At 65.8% G+C, this 21427-nt stretch carries 20 protein-coding genes and 1 tRNA gene; 12 read left to right on the forward strand and 9 right to left on the reverse strand.

All coding sequences use genetic code 11. The annotated features are described in order from the left end of the window. Nucleotides 1-57: 57 nt before the first annotated feature. Nucleotides 58-1404, reverse strand: a complete 1347-nt coding sequence (locus AC0L3C_RS23730; protein WP_473265595.1) for an RsmB/NOP family class I SAM-dependent RNA methyltransferase — start codon at nt 1402-1404, stop codon at nt 58-60. Nucleotides 1405-1591: 187 nt separating this feature from the next. Between AC0L3C_RS23730 and AC0L3C_RS23735 the strand changes: the two genes are divergently transcribed. Both AC0L3C_RS23735 and AC0L3C_RS23740 read left to right on the forward strand, forming a co-directional pair. Continuing rightward, the gene (locus AC0L3C_RS23735) at nt 1592-1801 is read left to right on the forward strand and encodes a DUF1674 domain-containing protein (protein ID WP_063992276.1); all 210 of its coding nucleotides are present in this window, start codon (nt 1592-1594) and stop codon (nt 1799-1801) included. A gap of 57 nt (nt 1802-1858) precedes the next feature. Continuing rightward, nucleotides 1859-2446, forward strand: coding sequence for a thermonuclease family protein (locus AC0L3C_RS23740; RefSeq protein WP_473265594.1), 588 nt, complete (start codon nt 1859-1861; stop codon nt 2444-2446). A 55-nt stretch (nt 2447-2501) separates the two neighbouring features. Here AC0L3C_RS23740 and AC0L3C_RS23745 read toward each other — a convergent pair whose 3' ends face one another. Together AC0L3C_RS23745 and acs are read right to left on the reverse strand one after the other, a co-directional pair. Beyond that, nucleotides 2502-3017 (reverse strand): L,D-transpeptidase, encoded by a 516-nt coding sequence (locus AC0L3C_RS23745; RefSeq protein ID WP_007598677.1) that lies wholly within the window; start codon nt 3015-3017, stop codon nt 2502-2504. 444 nt (nt 3018-3461) lie between these two features. Next, nucleotides 3462-5408: an acetate--CoA ligase gene (gene acs, locus AC0L3C_RS23750; protein WP_473409103.1), complete on the reverse strand. Its 1947-nt coding sequence runs from the start codon at nt 5406-5408 to the stop codon at nt 3462-3464. 402 nt (nt 5409-5810) lie between these two features. Here acs and AC0L3C_RS23755 point away from each other — a divergent pair, with 402 nt between their 5' ends. Then, nucleotides 5811-6980, forward strand: a complete 1170-nt coding sequence (locus tag AC0L3C_RS23755) for a DNA topoisomerase IB (protein WP_473409104.1) — start codon at nt 5811-5813, stop codon at nt 6978-6980. A 13-nt stretch (nt 6981-6993) separates the two neighbouring features. Here AC0L3C_RS23755 and AC0L3C_RS23760 read toward each other — a convergent pair whose 3' ends face one another. Continuing rightward, nucleotides 6994-7449 (reverse strand): SRPBCC family protein, encoded by a 456-nt coding sequence (locus AC0L3C_RS23760; RefSeq protein ID WP_473409105.1) that lies wholly within the window; start codon nt 7447-7449, stop codon nt 6994-6996. Between the two features lie 101 nt (nt 7450-7550). Here AC0L3C_RS23760 and AC0L3C_RS23765 point away from each other — a divergent pair, with 101 nt between their 5' ends. Then, complete coding sequence (locus AC0L3C_RS23765; RefSeq protein ID WP_473409127.1) at nt 7551-8645, forward strand: adenylate/guanylate cyclase domain-containing protein; 1095 nt, start codon at nt 7551-7553, stop codon at nt 8643-8645. A gap of 87 nt (nt 8646-8732) precedes the next feature. On the opposite strand, the gene AC0L3C_RS23770 is transcribed toward AC0L3C_RS23765, so the two are convergent. The 3 genes from AC0L3C_RS23770 to tsaD are packed head-to-tail and all read right to left on the reverse strand — an operon-like array spanning nt 8733 to nt 11205. Then, nucleotides 8733-9146, reverse strand: coding sequence for an EVE domain-containing protein (locus tag AC0L3C_RS23770; RefSeq protein WP_473409106.1), 414 nt, complete (start codon nt 9144-9146; stop codon nt 8733-8735). Between the two features lie 2 nt (nt 9147-9148). Continuing rightward, nucleotides 9149-10129, reverse strand: a complete 981-nt coding sequence (locus AC0L3C_RS23775; RefSeq protein WP_473409107.1) for an NAD(P)H-dependent glycerol-3-phosphate dehydrogenase — start codon at nt 10127-10129, stop codon at nt 9149-9151. Between the two features lie 2 nt (nt 10130-10131). Next, nucleotides 10132-11205, reverse strand: coding sequence for a tRNA (adenosine(37)-N6)-threonylcarbamoyltransferase complex transferase subunit TsaD (gene tsaD / locus AC0L3C_RS23780; protein WP_473409108.1), 1074 nt, complete (start codon nt 11203-11205; stop codon nt 10132-10134). A 164-nt stretch (nt 11206-11369) separates the two neighbouring features. Here tsaD and AC0L3C_RS23785 point away from each other — a divergent pair, with 164 nt between their 5' ends. The 5 genes from AC0L3C_RS23785 (at nt 11370) to AC0L3C_RS23805 (ending at nt 16060) form a co-directional block, all read left to right on the forward strand. Beyond that, nucleotides 11370-12116: a uroporphyrinogen-III synthase gene (locus AC0L3C_RS23785; RefSeq protein WP_473409109.1), complete on the forward strand. Its 747-nt coding sequence runs from the start codon at nt 11370-11372 to the stop codon at nt 12114-12116. Between the two features lie 65 nt (nt 12117-12181). After that, nucleotides 12182-13435: a COG4223 family protein gene (locus tag AC0L3C_RS23790; RefSeq protein ID WP_473409110.1), complete on the forward strand. Its 1254-nt coding sequence runs from the start codon at nt 12182-12184 to the stop codon at nt 13433-13435. Between the two features lie 36 nt (nt 13436-13471). Next, nucleotides 13472-15271: a heme biosynthesis HemY N-terminal domain-containing protein gene (locus AC0L3C_RS23795; RefSeq protein ID WP_473409111.1), complete on the forward strand. Its 1800-nt coding sequence runs from the start codon at nt 13472-13474 to the stop codon at nt 15269-15271. Between the two features lie 100 nt (nt 15272-15371). Next, a tRNA-Thr gene (locus AC0L3C_RS23800) sits at nt 15372-15447 on the forward strand. Between the two features lie 211 nt (nt 15448-15658). After that, complete coding sequence (locus tag AC0L3C_RS23805) at nt 15659-16060, forward strand: hypothetical protein (protein WP_473281731.1); 402 nt, start codon at nt 15659-15661, stop codon at nt 16058-16060. Nucleotides 16061-16136: 76 nt separating this feature from the next. Here the strand turns inward: AC0L3C_RS23805 and AC0L3C_RS23810 are convergent, their stop codons facing one another. Then, a complete protein-coding gene (locus AC0L3C_RS23810) occupies nt 16137-17183 on the reverse strand; it encodes a polysaccharide deacetylase family protein (protein ID WP_473281733.1) in 1047 nt (348 codons plus the stop codon). Nucleotides 17184-17435: 252 nt separating this feature from the next. Here AC0L3C_RS23810 and AC0L3C_RS23815 point away from each other — a divergent pair, with 252 nt between their 5' ends. Together AC0L3C_RS23815 and AC0L3C_RS23820 are read left to right on the forward strand one after the other, a co-directional pair. Continuing rightward, entirely contained in the window at nt 17436-17762 is a 327-nt protein-coding gene (locus AC0L3C_RS23815) for a hypothetical protein (RefSeq protein ID WP_473409128.1), read from the forward strand. Nucleotides 17763-17940: 178 nt separating this feature from the next. Continuing rightward, complete coding sequence (locus AC0L3C_RS23820; RefSeq protein ID WP_007604145.1) at nt 17941-18153, forward strand: hypothetical protein; 213 nt, start codon at nt 17941-17943, stop codon at nt 18151-18153. A gap of 24 nt (nt 18154-18177) precedes the next feature. Here the strand turns inward: AC0L3C_RS23820 and AC0L3C_RS23825 are convergent, their stop codons facing one another. Continuing rightward, nucleotides 18178-19866 carry an MFS transporter gene (locus tag AC0L3C_RS23825; RefSeq protein WP_473281737.1) on the reverse strand — a complete coding sequence of 563 codons (1689 nt, stop codon included), beginning with the start codon at nt 19864-19866 and terminating at the stop codon, nt 18178-18180. A gap of 161 nt (nt 19867-20027) precedes the next feature. Between AC0L3C_RS23825 and AC0L3C_RS23830 the strand changes: the two genes are divergently transcribed. Next, a complete protein-coding gene (locus AC0L3C_RS23830; protein ID WP_473409112.1) occupies nt 20028-21395 on the forward strand; it encodes a hydrolase in 1368 nt (455 codons plus the stop codon). Nucleotides 21396-21427 lie beyond the last annotated feature (32 nt).

Genomic DNA, 21427 nt, shown 5'->3' on the forward strand with positions numbered 1-21427 from the left:
CCGACACCACCTTGAACGACGCGAATCAGCGCCGTGGTTGCAAAATCCAGTGCAAAATCAGGATTTAACGAGCCGGGCCGCGAAAAATCCGTCGAGCCCGCCGAGCTTGGGATCGGCGTTCGGCAGATGGCTGGGCAGAGTGCGCAAATCGCCCTCGGCGGTGACGATCTCGCTGAGCCCCGACACCTCGGACGCATCGATCGGGACCCGGCGAAGCCCAGGCTCTGTGGCCAGCAGCGCGGCGACCGCATGCTCGCCCTCTTCGGGTTCCAGCGAGCAGGTACAGTAGACCAGCGTCCCGCCGGGCTTGAGCAGGGAGACCGATTTTTGCAGCAGCCGCCGCTGGAGCACGGTCATTGCGGCGATGTCGGATTCCTGCCGGAGCCAAGAGACATCGGGGTGGCGGCGAATCGTCCCGGTCGAGGTGCAGGGCGCATCGATCAGGATGCCGTCGAAGCCATCGGCCGGACCCGCCCATTCCGCAGCGTCGGCGACGACAGTCTCGGCCTGGAGCGACAACCGCGTCAGATTCTCGCGCAGCCGCGCCACCCGGGCGGGTGAGCGGTCGATCGCCGTGACGTGCGCGCCGGCCTGCGCCAGTTGCGCGGTCTTGCCGCCGGGAGCGGCGCAGAGATCGGCGATGGATTTGCCCTTGATGTCGCCGAACAGCCGGGCTGGCAGCGCGGCGGCGGCGTCCTGCACCCACCATTGTCCTTCGGCGAAGCCGGGAAGCATGGTCACCGCGCCGTGCAGCACCGTGCGCACCGATCCGGTCGGCAGCACTTCGCCATGAAGCCGGCTCGCCCATTGCGCGGCGTCCGACTTCACGGTCAGATCCAGCGAAGGATCGTGGCTGAGCGCGAGCGCCATGTCCCTTGCGACTGCTTCGCCGTAATGCGCGCTCCAGCGTGCGACCATCCAGGGCGGCAGATCCAGTGACTGCGCCGCAACCTCGTCCACCAGCGCCTTGCCCTCGCGGGCGCAGCGGCGCAGCACGGCGTTGACGAGGCCGGCATAGCGCGCGGCGCGCCGGTCGGATTGCACGAGGCGAACGGAGAGATCGACGGCTGCGTGATCGGGCACGTCCATCCAGAGGATCTGGGCGGCGCCGATCAACAGCGCACTCTGCGCGCGCGGCGCATCGGAGGGAATGCCCTTGTCGAGCAAGCGGGACAGCACATGGCCGAGTGTGCCGAGCCGGCGCAGCACGGTAGCGACAAGGCGGCGCATCAGCGCGCGGTCGCGGTCGGGGAGCGTCTTCAGTCCGGGATGGGCGCCACTGCCGTCGAGCTGCTCGTCAAGCGTGCGGTGCTTTTGCAGCACGCCGTCGACGATGTCGGCGGCAATCCGCCGCGCCGCGAGACCGGGCACTTCGGATGGAGGAGCGAAACGTTGAGAAGGCATGCGGCTTAAGGTTCTTAGCGAGCGGCAGTTCCGCCGATACGGGCGCATGCCTTGAGAAGGCGATCTCTGGCACGCGAATATGCCAAATGTAAGAATCGCTTCCGGGTTTTTTAGCCCTTTCGGAGCCATTTCAGGAATGCGTTATTGGGCGTCGCGCCGCGGGCCGTCCCGCGCTAGAAAGCCGACGATGAGTGACCAGCCTTCCGTTCCCGACCGCAAGCCGCTCACGCCGGCCGCCCAGCGTGCGCTGGCCGAGGCCGAAGCGCGCCGGCAGGCTGCGGCAGTCCGAGCCAAAAATGACGGCCAGGCGGCGCCAAAGGAGTTGCAGGGCCCAAAAGGACCCGAGCCGACCCGCTATGGCGATTGGGAGCGCAAGGGCATCGCTTCCGACTTCTGAAGCTTGTCTTTTGAGGCTCGCTTGCCGGACTGCCCGACTCAGCCCTAGCGTGCGCGGATGTCGCGTTTCAATCCAAGCCATCGTTATCGGCGTTCGTACAGCGGCTCACCGTTTGGCTGCCGCTTCTCAGGCCTGTTGCCGTGGATGTTCGTGGTCGGAATCGTGGTGGCCGTGGTGTTCACGTTCCGGCACGGGATGAATTGGCCCTTCCCTCGTGCGACTGACGGTCAATCGCGAGACGCCGAAATCATCTTACAGCAGGCAAGTCCTGACCTCCGTGAGCCGGTCGACGTCATCCGCACCATCGACGGCGACACCTTCCTTGCGCGCGTGCATCAACGCGATGGCCGCGACCTCGTCGCGCGCGTTCGCCTGCGCGGCATCGATGCACCCGAGATGAAAGCCTCCTGCCAGGAGGAACTGGACAAGGCCGAAGCCGCGGCCCGCGCATTGCGCGACCTGCTCGGCCAAGGTGGCGTGACGATCACCAATCTCGGATCTGACAAATACGGACGCGTTCTCGCCGACGTCGCGACCAAACGCACGGCCAATGTCTCGGCGGCGTTGCTCGCCGGCGGTTACGCGCGAAGCTACAATGGCGGCCATCGCGACGGCTGGTGCGCGCGGAGCTGGCGCTTCTGGTAACAAAAAAGCCGCGTCGAAGGACGCGGCTCTTGCCGTCTCGCCCTGATGCCGGCGATCAGCGCGTCACGACCACCGTCGTGCCGACCGAGACGCGGCTATAGAGATCCGTGATGTCGTCGTTGAGCATGCGGATGCAGCCATAGGAGACGAAGCCGCCGATCGAGCCCGGCACGTTGGTCCCGTGGATGGCATATTCACCACCAGACAGCGTCATCGCGGCGACGCCCATCGGATTGCGCGGCGAGCCGCCCGGGATAACGTCCGGGATGCTCGGCTTGTCGCGCTTCACTTCGGCAGGCGGCGACCAGGCCGGATTGCGGTACTTGCCGTCGATGCGGGTGGTGCCGGCCCACTGCTTGCCGGACTTGCCGACGCCGACCGGGTAGCGCACGGCGTGGCCGTTATCGAGGACGAGATAGAGCCGACGCTCGTTGGTTTTGACCACGATGGTGCCCGGCGAATAGTCGGCCAGGTGCGTCCCCACCATTTCCGGCCGCGCCTGCGCCGCCGTCGACATCAAGACCCCAGCCCCGACGGTGGCGGCCAGCGCCACAGCAATCCTCATCGACATCGATTTTCCCCTTGCCCCGAACGGACCGTCCAAAATTACGCAAACCGGCAATCGCTGGCTCGCCAAGTCCTTGTTACAAGTCCTTGTCAGGGCACATTCTTAACCGCGCCTGTTAACCGGATGGTTTCCACACACGGCCGCCAAGGGCCAGCCAGCAGGGGGAACAAAGGAAATGTTCGAAACAAAGTAAATGACCTGAAAACAACACTCAGCGGGAAAGATGCCCGGGCGCCGGGGCGCGGCCTGACAAGTGCGTGAGGGTATGAACGGCCGTTGTTCGGGGAGGCGCGAACGCGGGGATGGGTCTCGTGTCCCCAGCGCAGCGCGAAGCGGTGCGACGCAGGGCCGGGACCGAGACAGCTACAGAGCCTGCCGTTGCATGGGCCCCGGCTCAGCAGCGCACCGCTAAAGAGCGCTGCGCTGCGTCCGGGGCACGAGACTGCCCTACGCGGACTTCTTGTTCTGCCGGTTCTTGACGAGGTCGTCGACCACGCCGGGATCGGCCAGGGTCGAGGTGTCGCCCAGGCTGCCCGGCTCGTCCTCGGCGATCTTGCGCAGGATGCGGCGCATGATCTTGCCGGAGCGGGTCTTTGGCAGACCCGGTGCGAACTGAATCTGGTCGGGCGAAGCGATCGGGCCGATCTCCTTGCGCACCCAGGTGACGAGCTCCTTGCGCAGATCCTCGGTTGGCTCGATGCCGGCCATCAGGGTCACATAGGCGTAGATGCCCTGGCCCTTGATGTCGTGCGGGAAGCCGACCACGGCGGCCTCCGATACCTTCTCATGCGCCACCAGCGCGCTTTCGACTTCGGCGGTACCCATGCGGTGGCCGGAGACGTTGATGACGTCGTCGACGCGGCCGGTGATCCAGTAATAACCATCAGCATCGCGCCGGCAGCCGTCGCCGGTGAAGTACTTGCCCTTGTAGGTCGAGAAATAAGTCTGCTCGAAGCGGGCGTGATCGCCATAGACCGTGCGCATCTGGCCCGGCCATGATCGCGTCAGGCACAGATTGCCTGATGTCTCGCCGTCCAGCACGTTGCCGTCGGCGTCGACGATCTCAGGCACCACGCCGAAGAACGGCTGCGTCGCCGAGCCCGGCTTGAGCTTCGTGGCGCCGGGCAGCGGCGTGATCAAAATGCCGCCGGTCTCGGTCTGCCACCAGGTGTCGACGATCGGGCAGCGGTCGTCGCCGACGACGCGGTGATACCACTCCCAGGCTTCCGGATTGATCGGCTCGCCGACCGAGCCGAGCAGGCGCAGGCTGGCGCGCGAGGTCTTCTTCACGGGTGCGTCGCCGCTCTGCATCAGCGCGCGGATTGCCGTCGGCGCGGTGTAGAAGATGTTGACCTTGTGCTTGTCGATGATGTTCCAGAATCGCGAATTATCCGGGTAATTCGGCACGCCTTCGAACATCAGCGTGGTCGCGCCGTTGGCGAGCGGTCCGTAGAGAATGTAGCTGTGGCCGGTGACCCAGCCGACGTCGGCGGTGCACCAGTAGATGTCGCCGTCGTGATAATCGAAGACGTATTGATGCGTCATCGCGGCGAACACGAGATAGCCGGCGGAGGTGTGCAGCACGCCCTTGGGTTGGCCGGTCGAGCCCGAGGTGTAGAGGATGAACAGCGGATCCTCGGCGTGCATGTGCTCGACCGGGCACTCGGTCGTCACCATCTTGGCGGCGTCGTGGTACCAGAGGTCGCGCGAGGGATTCATGTCGACCGCGCCGCCGGTGCGCTTGACCACGACAACCCAGTCGACGCCGTCTGCCTTGGCGAGTGCCGCGTCGACATTGGCCTTCAGCGGCACCTTCTTGCCGCCGCGCAGGCCCTCATCCGCAGTGATGATCACCTTGGACTGGCAATCGTTGATGCGCTGGGCAAGGCTGTCGGGCGAGAAGCCGGCGAACACCACGGAGTGAATTGCGCCGATCCGCGCGCAGGCCAGCATCGCGTAGGCTGCCTCCGGAATCATCGGCAGGTAGATGGTGACGCGGTCGCCCTTCTTGACGTTCCGGGTGCGCAGGATGTTGGCCATCCGGCAGACCTCGTCGTGCAGCTCCTTGTAAGTGATGTGCCGGGATTGCGAGGGATCGTCGCCTTCCCAGATGATCGCGGTCTGGTTGGCCCGGCTGTGGAGATGCCGGTCGATGCAATTATGGGCGACGTTGAGGATGCCGTCCTCGAACCATTTGATGGAGATGTTGCCCGGCGCGAAGGAGACGTTCTCGATCTTCGTCGGAGCGTGCATCCAGTCGATGCGCTTGGCCTGCTCGGCCCAGAAGGCGTTCGGGTCCGAGATCGAGCGGGCGTACATGTCCTTGTACTTGGCCTGGTCGACCCAGGCGCGCTTCGCCCATTCCGCGGGGACGTCGTAGATCTTCTCGGACATGCTTCCCTCCACATACGGCACGCCGAGCACAGACCACTGGCGAGCCGACTTGATCCTTGAACCGATTATGCGTCGGGCTAACCGGACCCGACAAGGTGCACAAGCTGGACCTTCGGCGAGCAGCCTGCCATGCGGAGGATCAAGCCGCTTCGAGCGACTGTCGCAGTTTTGAAACAGGGGCCACGGGCGGCTTTCGGGTCTTTGCCCCAGATCCTCTGAATGGGCCCGCGCAGAGCGCCATGCACCCAGCAGAGGTATTTAGAAACCGCCTCTCACTGATTCGGGACTCGCAATGCGGTTCGGAACACCCTAAGTGGCTAACCCGGGTCCAACGAGACCCCTTGGAACAAAAATCAGAACAGCGGCATTGACCGATAACAGACAGGGCTAAGGCATAAGACTATGATGGATCAGCAGAATCTCGGGACTTTGCGGCCCGCTTCAGCCGATCCTGCAGCCGTTGCGCTGGCCAAAGCCCTCGGACAATGGCCGGAACCGGGCGGTTCCGGCCGCCCCAGCCCGAAAAAAGCGTTCGACTCGGCGCCTGCGGCGACGGTCGAGGCCCTCGCCAAGGAACTGGGCCTGCGGCTCGGCGACCAGAACGAGCTGACCATTCGCCGCATCAGGCGCGGCAAGGGCTATTCCTTCGTGCGGCCCAACGGCGTCCACATCCGCGACGCCCGCACCATTCGGCGGTTGCATTCGATGGCGGTGCCGCCAGCCTATCGCGAGGTGCGCTACTCGGCCGATCCGAGCACGCATCTCCAGGCGGTGGGACGCGATGCCGCGGGCCGGCTGCAATATCGCTATCACGCCGATTGGGAGAAGGTCCGCGAGCAACGCAAGGCGCATCGCCTGGAGAAGCTCGTCGGCGCGCTGCCCAAGATCCGGCGCAAGGTCTCGGCGTTCCTGTCGGGCGACGAGCCGACCCGCGAATTCGCGCTCTCTGCCGTCATCGAACTGATTGCGCGCACTGCGATCCGCCCCGGCAACGAATCCTATGCCCGTCTCAACGGCACCCGCGGCGCCACCACGCTGTTGAAGTCCAACGTCTCGCTGGAAGACGACAGCTTCGTGCTGACCTTCAAGGCAAAGGGCGGCAAGGCCGTGCGCAAGGAGTGCGACGCGGCCAAGCTCGTGCGCGCCATCGGGATTTTGCAGGGCGTTCCCGGCAAGCGCATGTTCCAGTATCGCGATCCCTACGGCATCGTGCGCGCGGTCAGCACCACGCAGGTGAACGCGTTTCTGCGCGAGATCGCCGGCATCAAGATCTCGCTGAAGGATTTCCGCACGCTGATGGCCTCTGCCGTCGTCGTGGAATCGCTGTCGCGGATCACGCCCGCGACCAGCCAACGCGGCCGCAAGAAGCAGGTGCTGGAAGCGATCCGCGGCGCGGCCGATCAGCTCTCCAACACGCCGGCGATCTGCCGCAAGAGCTACGTTCACGATACCATCGTCACCGCGTTCGAGGACGGCATCCTGGAACGCTTCGCCGCGACCATGAAGGGCCAGCGCTCGCAGGCCAGGCGCGAGCAACTTTTGCAGCAGGTGGTGGCGACCGCGGCGGTCTGACCCGCTCCCGTCGTTACGCCTTGTTGGAAACGCCGTTGTCGGGACCGGGATGGCCGCCTGCGGCTGCCGCCGTGAGCCGTCCCAGATAGTGCGCCCATCCCGTTGCGTGTGCGGCAGCCTGTTCCTCGGTCGGCAGCCCGCTATGGGTCATGCGCAGCAATGTGCCGCCGTCGCGTTCGATCAGGTCGATCTCGATCAGGCTCGAGCCGGGCGGCACTTCCTGGCCACCCTCCCATCCAAACGTGTAGGCGAGCCGATGCACCGGCACGACTTCGCGGAACGCGCCGCGGGCGACGCCGCCGCGCGGGCCGATGCCTTTGAGCAGATAGAGCCCGCCGGGATGCGGCTCCGTGGTGGCATCGGAACCCATCCAGCTCAAAATCTTCTCGGGGTCGGTCAGGTAAGCGAAAACGGTGGCGCGTGGGGCGGCGATCTGGGTCTCGCGTCGCACTATGAACGGTTCGGTCATTGGCGATCATCCCTGGGCTGACTGCGGGACATGGCGGCGCGCGAGCGGCCCGTCAAGGATTGCCCGTGACAAAGACGGCCTGGCTTCGTCATGATCGGGCCATGCACCTCTCGCCGACGCTCGCCTGGCTTGTCGATGCCGCCGCCGATAGCACCGGGGCTGACCGCCTGCTCGCGGACCTCGGCGCACATCTGGTCGCCGACGGCGTGCCGCTTGCGGCAGGCAGCCTGACGCTGGAGGTACCGCATCCGCTGATCGCGAAGCGGACCTGGTTGTGGCGCGCGGAGAACGGCCGGGTGATCGAAGCGCTCGGCTTCGCACCAGGCGGCCTCGCGCCCGACCCGCCCAACGACGCCGGCCGCCGCTGGTTGCGCGACATCGCGGACGGCGAGGTGCACGAGGACGTGGTCGGACGGGCCGACGGGCCGTTGCTCGGCTGGATCGGGCCGCGTCCGTTCACCACGGACGAGACCGAGCATTTGCGCCAGGCCGCGCGCTTTGCCGCGACACCTCTTGCGGTGCTTGCCGCGCGTGCAACCTTGCGCGCGACGCTGGATGCTTATCTCGGCAAGCGTAGCGCGGAGCGGGTGCTGGCGGCACCCCTGCGGCGCGATCTCGGCGAGACCATACAGGCCGCGCTGCTCTATGCCGATCTGCGCAGTTTCACGCTGCTTTCGGAAACCACAGCGCCTGCCGAAGTCATCGCGGCGCTCGATGCCTGGTTCGATCGCATCGCCGGCGCGGTTCACGCCTTCGGCGGCGAGGTGCTGAAATTCATCGGCGACGGTGTGCTCGCGATCTTTCCGGTGGTCGGGGCGTCACCGCGTCACGCGTGCGAGGCGGCTCTGCGTGCCGCGAGCGCAGCCGAAGCCGGGATGGCGTATCTCAACGCGGAGCGCCGTGCCCAAGCTCTGCCGTCGCTCGCATTCGGCGCGGCGCTGCATCTCGGCGAAATGCTGTGGGGCAATATCGGCGCCGCCAACCGGCTCGATTTCACGGCGATCGGTCCCGCCGTCAATCTCGCCAGCCGGCTCGAAGGGTTGTGCAAGCCGCTCGAAAAGACCGTGCTGGTGTCGGGCGCGCTCGCCGCCGAGACGGACATGCCTCTGATCGCGCTCGGATCGCATTCGCTGCGCGGCATTGCCGCGCCATGCGAGGTTTTTGCGTTGCCGGAGAAACAAGCTCCGATATCGTAGCCCGGATGGAGCGGAGCGCAATCCGGGTCTTGTGCCACATGAAGACTTCCCGGATTACGCTGCGCTCCATCCGGGCTACGGCAGCAACTACATCCCGCCCATCTTGCAGACGAGCTTCCATTCCTCGGCCGTCACCGGCTGCACCGAGAGCCGCGAATATTTCACCAGCGCCATGTCGGCGAGTTTCTTCTCGGCCTTGATCGCGGCCATCGTCACCGGACTCTTCAACGGCTTGTCGGCCTTGATGTCGACGCAGACGAATTTTTCCGTCTTGTCGGTCGGATCGGGATAGGCTTCCTTGATAACTTCCGCGATGCCGACGATCTCCTTGCCCTCGTTGGAATGATAGAAGAACGCCTTGTCGCCCTTCTTCATGGCGACGAGGTTCTGGCGCGCGGTGTAATTGCGCACGCCGGTCCAGGCTTCGCCCTTGGCGCCCTTCGCCATCTGCTGGTCCCAGGACCACACCGATGGTTCGGATTTCACCAGCCAGTATGCCATCTTCATTCCTCTGCCTTGAAAGGTCGCGCCATCAGCCCCGAGATCGCGGCATCGATCGTGCTTCTGCCGGTCAGGATCGATGCGACGGCTTCCGATACTGGCATTTCGATGTTTTGCGAAGCCGCGAGCTCGATCAGTACCGGCGCGGTGAATTCGCCTTCGGCAAGCTTGCCGGTGGGCGGCTGCTCGCTGCGGCCAAGCGCCAGGCCGAGCGCAAAATTGCGCGATTGTGGGCTCGAGCAGGTCAGGATCAGATCGCCGAGGCCAGACAGGCCCGTGAGTGTTTCGCTGCGTGCACCGAGCGCGCGGCCGAGGCGTGTCAGCTCGGCAAAGGCGCGGGTGGTGAGTGCGGCCTGGGCGGAAGCGCCGAGCTTGCGCCCGACCGCGATGCCGACCGCGATCGCCAGCACGTTCTTGGCGGCGCCGCCGATCTCGACGCCGCGGACATCGGTGGAGTGATAGGGCCGGAAGGTCGTCGAGCCCAGCGCCTGCACCAGGCTGTTGGCCAGCGCTTCCTCCCTCGCCGCCAGCGTGACCGCGGTCGGCAGGCCACGCGCGACATCATCGGCAAAGCTCGGGCCCGACAGGATCGCCGGCTGCGCGTGAGGCGCGGCCTCGGCGATCACGTCGGTCATGAATTTATGGGTGCCGTGCTCGATGCCTTTGGCGCAGGCAATGATCGGCACCGGCTTTTCCAGGTGGGAGGCGAGCATGTTGACAGCACCGCGCAGATGCTGCGCGGGCACTGCGATCAGCAGCATGTCCGCCTGCGCGGCGAGGGCCAGGTCGCTCGTCACGACGATCTCCGGCGCAAGCCGCACGCCCGCCAGCCGCGGATTGTCGCGGGTCGATGCGATCCGCGTCGCGTGCTCGGGATTGCGCGCCCACAGCGTCACGTTCCGTCCGGCCCGCGCCGCCACCATCGCCAGCGCCGTCCCCCAGGCGCCCGCGCCGATCACCGCGACAGATCGGAACGCTGTCATTGCTAGAATTCCGCGCGTGTCTTGCCGTATCCGGCCGGTGCCGTCGCGTTCGCATCGAGCAGCCAGCGCGCGCGGGGCTGTGCTTCCATCGTGTCGGTCATGCCGAGTGCGAGACGTTCGGCGCCGGCCCAGGCGATCATCGCGCCGTTGTCGGTGCAGAGCGCCGGCGGCGGCATGATCAATTGTGTTCCGGCTTTGCTCGCAACCTCATGCAAGGCGCCGCGGATCGCCTGATTGGCGGCAACGCCGCCGGCCGCCACCAGCGCACGTGGCGCACCGAACTGCTCGCGGAAGAGTTTGAGGCCGACGCTCAACCGGTCGGCGGTGGAATCGAGCACGGCAGCCTGGAAGCTTGCGCAGAGATCGCTGACGTCCTGCGGCGTGATCTCGGCCAACCGGCTGGCTTCGTTGCGCACCGCCGTCTTCAATCCCGAGAGCGAGAAGTTGGCGTCGGGGCGTCCCTGCAGCGGCCGCGGAAACGCAAATCGCGCGGGATCGCCGTTGGTTGCCGCGCGCTCGACCTGCGGCCCGCCCGGATAGGGCAGGCCCAGCATCTTCGCGACCTTGTCAAAGGCCTCGCCGATCGCATCGTCGACGGTGGTGCCGAGCCGCACGTACTGGCCGACGCCGGTGACGGCGACGATCTGGGTATGGCCGCCCGAGGCGAGAAACAGGCAATAGGGAAATTCGAGTGCGTCGGTCAGGCGCGGCGTCAACGCATGCGCTTCCAGATGGTTCACCGCGACCAGCGGCGTGTCATGCACCATCGCGATCGCCTTCGCGGTGGTGAGCCCGACGATGACGCCACCGATCAGCCCGGGCCCCGCCGCGGCCGCGACACCGTCGAGCTGGGCGAAGTCTATGCCGGCCTCAGTCATGGCGCGGTCGATGATGCCGTCGAGCAGGTCGACATGGGCGCGGGCCGCGATCTCCGGTACCACGCCGCCGAAACGGGCATGCTCCTCGACCTGCGACCACACGATATTGGACAGGATCTTGCCGCTGCCGTCAGGCGCACGCTCGATCACCGCCGCGGCGGTCTCGTCGCAGGTGGTTTCGATGCCCAGTACCAGCATTGGCGAATTGTTATCCAATTTGCGCCCTTCTCACCCCCCTTGCGCTCATCCGCAAAGCAGAGTTCTGGTACGTCCGGTAGCATTCCGGGGTCGGCCAACGCAATCGTCACGCGCGGCCGTCCCTCGCGAAAGCGCCACCGCCACGTGGTTCGGGAACACAAGCGATGTCCATTCTTGTCACACGGCCGCATCCCGACAATGAGGCGACATCGGAAAACCTGCGTGCACGGGGGCATGGGGTGCTGCTCGCGCCGGTGCTCAAGTTCGAGCCGGTCGCCTTCCATGACGAGAGTGAAACGAGCTACAGCGCCGTCATTGTCACGTCGGCCAATGCGATCCGTGCCGTCGCGCCGCAATTGCAGGAACTTGGTCTCCTGGAGCTGCCGCTGTTTGCCGTCGGCGAGCACACGGCCGCCGCCGCGCGCGATGCCGGCTTTGCCGAGGTGGTCGTCGCCGGAGGCGATGCCGCCGCCTTGCGCGACAAGGTGATGCAGAGCGCGCGCGACAAGCGGCTCAGCAAAAAGAGCACGCTGCTCTATCTCGCGGGCGCGGATCTGTCGCGCGACCTCGGCAGTGAGCTGGGCGCCGAAGGCTTTAACGTCGTCACGCAGACGACCTATCGCATGGCCCCGGTCAAGCTGTTGCCGCGCGATGTCTGTGAGGGCTTTGCCGCCCATGGAATCGAGGCGGTGCTGCATTACTCCCGGCGCAGCGCGCGGGCTTTCCTGGAGGCCGCGCGGGACGAAGGTGTCGAAATCTCGGCTCTGGCGATCCCGCAATGCTGCCTGTCCGAGACGGTCGCAGGCGTGCTGCGCGAGGCTGGTGCCTCGCAGGTTCTGGTGGCCGCGACCCCAGACGAAAATGCCTTAATTGACACCTTGGAGCGTGCTTTGCGCACCCGTTTGGCGTAAGAGGTCGGGCCGAATCCGACGCAATCGGGTCCGTTTAGGGCATGTAAGTGTGAGGAACCGTCACGATGGCCGACGACAAGCCTGAAGACGCAGGATTGGCTCCCGAGTCCGGCCGTGCCAAGCGCACTCCGCCCACCATTGACCTCGAGGCGACCGAAGTCTCGACCCAGCCGCAGGAGGTGGTGGGCGAGCCTGTGGCCGCGACCGAACAGGCCGCGGATGAGCAAGCCAAATTTGAAGAGGCCAAATCTGAAGAGGCAAAGTCTGAAGAGGGCAAGTCCGAACAGGCCAATGCCGCGCCGCAGCCCGAACCTGCCGAGGAAGAGTCATCCGTTGCGTCCGCGTCCGTATCGCCGTCGATTTCACCCTGGGTTATTGCTCCGTTCTCCGGCGCTGTCGCAGCCGCCATTGTGATCGCGGTCGGCTGGATGCTGGGCTGGCCTGCGGTGCAGGCGCCGGCTGCTCCGCAAGTGACGGGCGCAACGGTCGAGGCGCTGAGCGGTCGCGTGGCCGCGGTCGAAGCCAAGGCGGGCAAGCCTGCCGCCGATCCGGCCATAATTGCGCGGATCGATGCGCTGGAGAAATCCGCAACGAGCCTGCGCAGCGACATCGCCACTCTGCGCGCGCAGTCCGACAAGACTGCCAGCGCCCTGAACGACGCGAAACCGGCGCCGTCTGCTGCCGCGCCAGATATTGCCGCTCTCAACGGCCGCCTCGCGCAGCTCGAGCGTGCCAGCAAAACCGAACGTGCAGAACTCGCACAGCAAAGCGAGAAGATCGCCGAGGCTAAGGCGATGGACGACAAGCCGCTGCGCCATGTGGTGGCGGCGGCCTTGCTCGACGTCGCCGTTCGCCACGGCGACGCTTACGAATCGCAGCTCGCCGCGGCGCGGTCGCTGGCAGCAAAGCCGGATATGCTTAAGCCGCTCGACACCTTTGCGTCGTCAGGCATTCCGACACCGGTCGCGCTCAGTCGCGAACTCCTCAACATCGTGCCGAAATTGTCGCCGCCGGCGGAAGCCCCGGCCAGCGGCACGGGAATCGTCGAGCGCCTTCAGGCGGGGGCGTCAAAACTCGTCCGCATCGAGCGTACCGATGGGGTAGGGACTGATCGCGGCGCCATCGTCGCGCGGGTGACGGCGGCTGCGTTGCGCAACGATTTCGTCGAGGCACGGCGCGAGTTGAAGACGCTGCCCGAGGCCGATCGCGCACCGGCACAGGCCTGGCTCGACAAGGCCGATGCCCGTGACGCCGCGCTCGCAGCCTCACGCAAATTCGCCGACGCCGCCATGGCGGATCTCGTCAAGCCTGGTCAATAAAGGTTCGCGCAACAATCTGCGCGTATAGGGATCGTCATGCTTCGCATCGTCCTCTTCCTCGTCCTGATCGCGCTGGCGGCGGCCGGCGCAGCCTGGGTTGCCGATCAGCCCGGCGACCTCGTCCTGACCGCGGGCAGTTTCCGCGCCACAACGACGCTTCCCCGATTCGTGTTCTTGCTTGGCCTCTTTGCCGCGGCAGTCGTGCTGGTCTGGAGCCTGCTGACGATGGTCTGGCGCGCTCCTGGGCGTCTGCGCCGCCGTCGTCACGAAAAGCGTCATGCGCGGGGCCGCCACGCCATTACCCACGGGCTGCTTGCGATCGGCCATGGCGACACCGCGCTTGCCCGTCGTCACGCCGATACCGCGCGGCGGCTGGCCGCAAACGATCCGCTTGCGCTACTCTTGCATGCGCAGTCGGCGCAGCTCGAGGGCAATCGCGACGAGGCCCAGCGCGTCTTCCGTGCCATGGCCGAGCGCGAGGACACGCGCCTGCTCGGCCTGCGTGGCCTGTTCATCGAGGCGCAGCGCGCCGACGATGCGGTCGGCGCCGTGATGATCGCCGAGGAAGCGATCAAGCTGTCGCCGTCCTCGACCTGGGCCTCGCATGCGGTGCTCGGCTTCCGCTGCGCGCGCGGTGACTGGAGTGGCGCGCTCGCGATCCTCGATTCGAATCTGTCCGCGGGCCTGATCGACAAGCAGGCCTATCGCCGCCAGCGCGGCGTGCTGCTCGCCGCCCGCGCGCTGGAATTGGAAACGATGGACCGCGACGTCGCGCGCGAGAGCGTGATGCAGGCGGTCAAGCTCGCGCCGACCCTGGTCCCGGCCGCGGTGCTCGCCGCAAAATTCGAGAGCGAGGCGCATCAGGTACGCCGCGCCATGAAGCTGGTGGAAACCGCTTGGCTCGCCAATCCGCATCCTGATCTCGCGGATGCCTATGCGCATGTGAAGCTCGGCGATTCCGCGCGGCAGCGTTTGCAGCGGGTCGAGACGCTTGCGGCCAAGATTCCTGCCGACAAGACTGGTTATGTCGAGGGCCAGCTGGCGATCGCGCGCGCCGCGATCGATGCGTCTGAGTTCGCCCGTGCGCGCGCGGTGCTGGCGCCTTACGTCAACGATCCGACCCAGCGCGTGGCGCTGCTGATGGCCGAGATCGAGCGCACAGAGCACGGTGACGGCGGCCGGGCCCGCGCCTGGACCTTGCGCGCGGTGCGCGCCCGCCATGATCCAGCCTGGACCGCGGACGGTTATGTCAGCGACCGCTGGCGTCCGGTCTCCCCGGTCACCGGCCGCCTCGACGCCTTCCAGTGGCAAGCACCGGTCGCCAGTCTTCCATCCGACAAGGGCGCCATGATCGAATCCTCGGCCTTCGAGGAGGCCATGCTGGCGGCCCCGCCACCGAAGCGGGTGACGGCGGCCCCGAGCGAGAGCTCCGCGGAACCGGCTGTCATCGCGCCGGATCCGGCGCCTGCCGCGCAGGACAATTCGCCGCCCCTTGAGACCCAGGAAATCTCAAAGGAAGCCGTCAAGGAGACCGCCAAGGAAACCGTCAACGAAGAGCCGGTCGTCACGCCCGCCGAGCCGGTCAAACCTGCCCCTGAGATCGCCGAATCATCGCCCGCGGTGGCGACGCCGGTGTTCAGAACCCGCGCCGACCTCGGCAAACCTGCACCAGCGCCTATTCCCGCCGTCATCCCGATCGTCCGCGCCCCGGATGATCCCGGGATCGACGACGAGGGTCCGAGCGATGAATTTACGGAACAAATCGGCACGCCCAGGGACCATGCAAAGGCCCAGGCCGGCGGCTGGCGCGGATTCTGGTCTCGCTGGGGCGGGTGAGCGGCATTTGGGAGCCGGCTCCACCTTGCCAATTCGGGCCATGCCCGATATCAGGAGCGCGCGTATCGGGACCGGCCTCGCGCGGGCCCCGGCAGAGTTCGCCGCAATAGCTCAGTTGGTAGAGCACGTCATTCGTAATGACGGGGTCGGGGGTTCGAATCCCTCTTGCGGCACCAGCGCTCACAGCTCATTTGATCTCCGCACGCCAGACGTTCTGACCGGCGCAGACGGTCATCATGCGCGCACTGCGCAGATGAGTCCGGTCGAGCGCAGCCATTGCATCAGCGTGGCATCAATATCGCACGGCAGCCTGAGTGATCGTAATCACATAACCGCGCGATCGGCTCTCCTAGTGTCCAGCTCACGCCAAACACGGGGAGATTTCATATGCGCAAGATCATTCTGGTGGCCGCCATGGTGCTGGTCTCTGCCTCTGCCTCTGCCCAGGCCGGAGGCCCGCGCAGCCTGTCGCTGTCCGCGGCGAGCGAGCCGGCTTCGGCTCAGCAAATGGCGCCGGCGCTTGCTGCCGCGCCGACGCAGGTGAGCGAAGCAGCGCCAGCCGCCGAAGCTCCGAAATATCTCGATCGCCCGCCGGCGGTTTCGCTTGCTGCGCCTGCGGCGGCCGCCGCACCCACGACCACCCCGACGGCCACGACGGCCTCAGCGCCCGCGACGACGACCCAACCCGCCGCGAAGACCACCGCCAAGGCGGATAAGCCGAAGCACAAGCGCTCCTGGACCGAAGGCCGCATCATCAGCGAGCTGCATCGCCACGGCATCTACTGGTAAGGTGCCTGCTCTCAAAACGCACATGGCCGGGACAAGCCCGGCCATGACGCAAGAGTTTTGGATCGGACTGGACGCGTTACTGCGAAACCGTCTGCACCACGCTTCCGATCGGACGTGCGCTCGAGGTCGGCACTTTCAGATCCTTCAGCAATGCTTCGTCATATTCCGGCAGCGACTCGAGCGTTGTCTTGGCCTTCATCTGCACGACCTTGTAGCCGCCGGCCTTGAGCCGCGCGAGCAGCGCCGGCATCGCTTCGCCGGTATGCTTCTGGAAGTCGTGCATCAGGATGATGCCCTTGCCGAGCTTGTCCAGCCTGGTCATCACGGTCTCGATGATCTTCTCCGGCGTCGCGCCCTTCCTGAAGTCGAAGGAGTCGATGTCGGTCGAGAACATCGCGACGTTGCGGGTGCCGAAATAGCTCACGATCGCCGGATTGTGCTGCAGCTGCGGGAAGCGGAAGAACGGCGCCGGGTTGGTGCCGAGCGCGTATTTCACCGCGCTAATGCCCTTCTCGACCTCGTCCTTGGCCATCTGCTCGGTCATCTTCTTGCCGTTCAGATTGACATGCGACCAGGTGTGAGTGCCGACCGTGTGGCCCTGGGCCAGCACCTGGCGCAGGATTTCGGGATGATAGGTCGCATGCTTGCCGACCGAGAAGAACAGGCCCTTGGTGCATTCATCGGCGAGCGCCTTCAGCACGGCGGGCGTGTTGACCGGCCAGGGACCGTCGTCGAACGTCAGCACGACCTCCTTGTCGGTGAGGAAGTCGAACTGCTTGAAGTGATCGAAGCCGAAGCCCGGACCGCCGGTGGTGTCGATCTCGACCACGCGGGAGACGCCGAGCGCGTTCGGATTGGCGCAGGTCGCTTTCTGCTGAACCGGCATCGGCGCGGGTGTGGGCGCCGGGGCGGCTGCCGCCGGCTTGGCCGCAATCGCCGCCGTGGTCGCGACGTCGTCTTTGGCGGCGAGCTTCGCCTGTGCCGGCAATGGATCGGCGGCACGGGCGGCAATTGTCTTGGGAGCGGCCTGGTCGGCGCGCGAGGAATAATAAAACCAACCGCCGGCGGCAATCACGACCGCCGCAACTACACTGGCCAGCATCAGGCCCAACGCATTACGCATCGCCATTCTTTCCAATTACGCAACCAAACCGGCGGAATTTCCCGCTTGCCGAGCCATTAATGCGAAGGAACAGTTAACGTGACACCAACACGACAGCGGATATGAAGGAATTTCAGCGAGGTGCGCCAACGTGACCATAGTCACAGAGGGTGGCCTCCCGTGACCGTCATCACAGTGGAAACTGTTTTGCTGGAGCATGGTCAATCCCATCAACAACGGGCCCGCTTCCAGCGGTGCCAATGGGAGCTTCGAATGACCAACTCGCTGAACACCAAGTCTCTGAACGCCAAGTCCTTGAGTAACAAGATCCGCGACACCAGCCTGGCTCTGGGCTTTGCCGCCATCCTCTCGATCGCCTCGACCGGCTCCAGCTTCGCCTTCTCCTCCGAAGCCCAGCAGCAGTGCACCGGCGACGCTTTCCGCCTGTGCTCGTCGGAAATCCCGAACATCCCAAAGATCACGGCGTGCATGGTGAAGCATCGTTCGGATCTGAGCGCCGGTTGCCGTGCGGTGATGGACAAGGACCTCGCCAAGGGCGGCGCGTCACGCAAGGTCGCTGACGCCCAGGACGGTCAGTAATAGCAACGACAGCGTCGTTGCGTCGGTTAGCTCCCCTCGCGATTGCCCCGGCGTGAATGCCGGGGCCACGCGGCGGCGCAATTGGCCTGCAAAGCCCGCCTGCCAATAAAGCCGTTGCGGCTTCGGGATCGTCGCTCTAGCTTCCCCCGCACATCTTCCGGGTAAGAGGCATTACGCGATGACCAGATTTCTTTTCATCATTCCATTGATCCTGTTTGCATCGGCTGCGTCCGCGCAGCAGCCCGGTCACGACGCCTGTGCACGCGACGTCACGCGCTTCTGCCGCCCGGTGATGAACAATGGCGATCAGGCTGTGCTCGCCTGCCTCAAGCAGAACCGTACGCGGCTCACCAAAGGCTGCGACAAGGTGCTGACGGATCACGGGCAGTAAGGGGTCGCTACGCACTCTCAAATCCTACGTGCTGCTTCCCGCCGCGGTGGCGACCACGGGCAGCACCTCACTTGCTGCCTGGTCCGGCGTCTCCTCTTTCCAGCGCACCGAGCCGAACGGACGCTCCAGCATGCGGCGGATCCGCACCGGATCGGGGCCGATGTGGAAATCGATCGCCTCCTGATGCAGAGCGCGTTCGGACTGCGTTGAGCGGTTGCGCTGGCGCAGATAGTCGAGCCATGTCGGACAGTGGTAGCGCTCGGTCCACAATTCGGGATCGGCGATGTCGCGCGCGATCGACCAGCCATAGGCACCGTTGCGCTGACGAGAGAGCTGCACGTCCTGCATCACGTTGTGAAAGGCGCGCGCGTTCTCTTGGGCGACGCGGTATTCGATCTCGACCACCAGCGGTCCGCTGCGCGCCGTGAGCGACAGTTTGACTTCCGGATCGGCCAGCACGTCGGCATCTTCGTTGCGGGCGCCGACGCGCGGCATCGTGAGCCAGATCCCGAGCACCGGCGAGATCAGCATCAGCCCGGCGGCCGTCAGCAGCGCGAGCTCGACGCCGGCATAGTCGGTGAGATGGCCCCAGCCCCAGGCGCCGATCGCGATGCCGCCGGAAATCGAGGCCTGGAACGCCGCGAGCGAGCGGCCGGCGACCCAGCGCGGCGCCGAGAGCTGCACGCCGATATTGAACAACGCGACGGCGGCCATCCAGACCGCGCCGGCGAGCACCAGCGCAGCCGCGGTCAGCACCGGCTCGGTGCTCACGGCGAGAGCGGCCATCGCAAACGCCATCGAGATGGTGCAGGCGCGGATTGCGGCTTCGCCGCTCATGCGCTTGCGCAATTCGTGGATGTTGAGCGCTCCGACCACGGCGCCCATGCCGAAGGCGCCGAGCATGATCCCGTAGGTCTGCGCGCCGCCATGCAGCAGATCGCGCGCCACCAGCGGCATCAACGCCATGATGGCGCCGCCAATCAGGCCCATCACCAGCGTGCGCAACAGCACGATCTTGATCGGCGGCGAATTGGTGATGTAGCGGAAGCCCGACACCATGGCGCGGTTGAGCTTCTCCCGCGGCAGCCGCGAGGGTTCGGTGTTGCGCCGCCAGAGCAGCAGCACCACCAGCAACGGCAAATAGAGGATCGCGTTACACGCAAATGCCGCGACGGCGCCGAGCGCGGCGACGATGACGCCGCCGACGGCCGGACCGAAGCTGCGCGCGATGTTGTAGCTGATGCCGTTGAGCGCAACGGCCGACGGCAGGGCATCGGGCGGCACCTGCTCGCTCACGGAGGATTGCCAGGCCGGACCGAACAGTGCGTTGCCGCTGCCGACCACGAAGCAGAACGCGAGCAGCGTTTCCGGGGAAATGTAATTGAACCAGGCCAGGACCGTGAGCGCGGTCGCGCCGGTCAGCGCGATCATGAGCGCGATCAGGGTGACGATACGGCGGTCATACATGTCCGCGATGGCGCCTGCCGGCATCGAGATCAGCATGATAGGCAGCATCAAAGCGGTCTGCACCAGCGCCACCTTGTCCGCCGACGCCGCCATCTGTGTCATCGCCCAGGCGGCGCCCACGCCCTGGATCAGCAGGCCAAGATTGGAGAGCAGGCTGGCGAGCCAGATGCGCCGGAACACGGTGTACCGCAGCGGCGCCATGATGCCGTCGGCCGCAATTTTCTGACGGTTCGTCTGCTCGGTCATATCCCCTTCCAAATGGGCTGGCAGAAGTTGTCTTGACGTTGTCTTGGAGTGGTCTTCGGGCGATTCCGGCAAGTTCAGTGATGCCCGCGAAAGTCCTTCGCTGTCCAGTGGTTAGGCCGGTATAAGCGGTGCACAGAGATGGTTTTGCGGGGGAGGAACAGATGAAGCTGTCACGACGGATGATCTTGCAAGCGGCCGGCAGCTTGCCCTTCGCAGTTGCGAGCTTGCGGACGGGCGCGCTGGCCCAAACGGCATCCGCCCCGCGGAGCGAGGTGCCGCCGATCCTGTTCGTCCACGGCAATGGCGATTACGACGCGCTCTGGATGACCACCATGTGGCGGATGGAATCCAACGGCATTGCGCGCGATCGCATGCATGCGATCAATTTCACCGATCCCAATGCACGAAGCGACGACAAGGTCGAGCAGGCGGCCCGCTCCTCGACCGAGGACCAGCGCCGCGAGCTCGCCGCCGCCATCGTTGAATTGAAGCGTCGGACCGGCGCAGCCCGCGTGGCGCTGGTCGGCAGCTCGCGCGGCGGCTATGCGATCCGCAACGTCATCAAGAACGGCGGCGCCGGCGATGTCAGCCACGCCGTGCTGTGCGGCACGCCCAATCATGGTGTGTTCGCGACCGACGACCAGCCCAACAGCGAGTTCAACGGCCGCGGCGCGTTCCTGCGCAGCCTCAATGAGGGCGAGAGCGAGGTGACGCCGGATGTCGCCTTCCTGACCTTGCGCAGCGACGGCATGGACAAATACGCGCAAGCCGATGGCCGTTTCATCGGCAAGCCCGGTACGCCAACCGGCGTCAGCGTCGAAGGTCCGGAGTTGAAGGGGGCCAGCAACCTCGTGCTCGGCGCACTCGATCATCGCGAAGTGGCGTTTGACCCCCGAGCCTTCCGCGAGATCTATAAGTTCATCGCCGGCCGCGAGCCCGCGCGCATTGCGATCATGCCGGAGGAGAGCGTGAAGCTGAGTGGCCTTGTTACCGGCACACCCGGCGGCGTGTCGACCAACCGCCCGGTGACGGGCGCAACGGTCGAAATATTCCGCATCGACCCTGATACCGGGGAGCGCAAAGGCAGCCCTGTGCACAGCTCGAAGACCGGCACCGACGGTCGCTGGGGACCGGCGCAGGTCGAGCCTTCCTGGTCTCTCGAATTCGCCCTCGCATCGCCGGATGCGCCGACGACCCACATCTACCGCTCGCCCTTCCCGCGCTCATCGGACGTGGTGCATCTGCGCGCCGCGCGTCCGCTTGGGCCCGCGGACAAGGACGCCGGCGCTGTCGTGATCATGTCGCGTCCGCGCGGCTATTTCGGCCTGCCGCGGGACGTGGTGCTGCTCGACGGCAAGGAGCCGGCGGACGTCAAATCGGGTGTGCCCACGGATTCGACAGCAACATTGCGCCTTCCGGCCGGCGAGGTCGGGCGTATCATCGTAGCCCAATTTGGCGAAGAACGAATTGTGGCACGCGCCTGGCCTGCCTCGGAGAACAGGATTGCGATTGCCGAGCTGACTTACTAGCTATTTGCCTGCGTTACCTCTGCGGGAGAGAG

The sequence above is a fragment of the Bradyrhizobium sp. WSM4872 genome, from assembly GCF_055811715.1.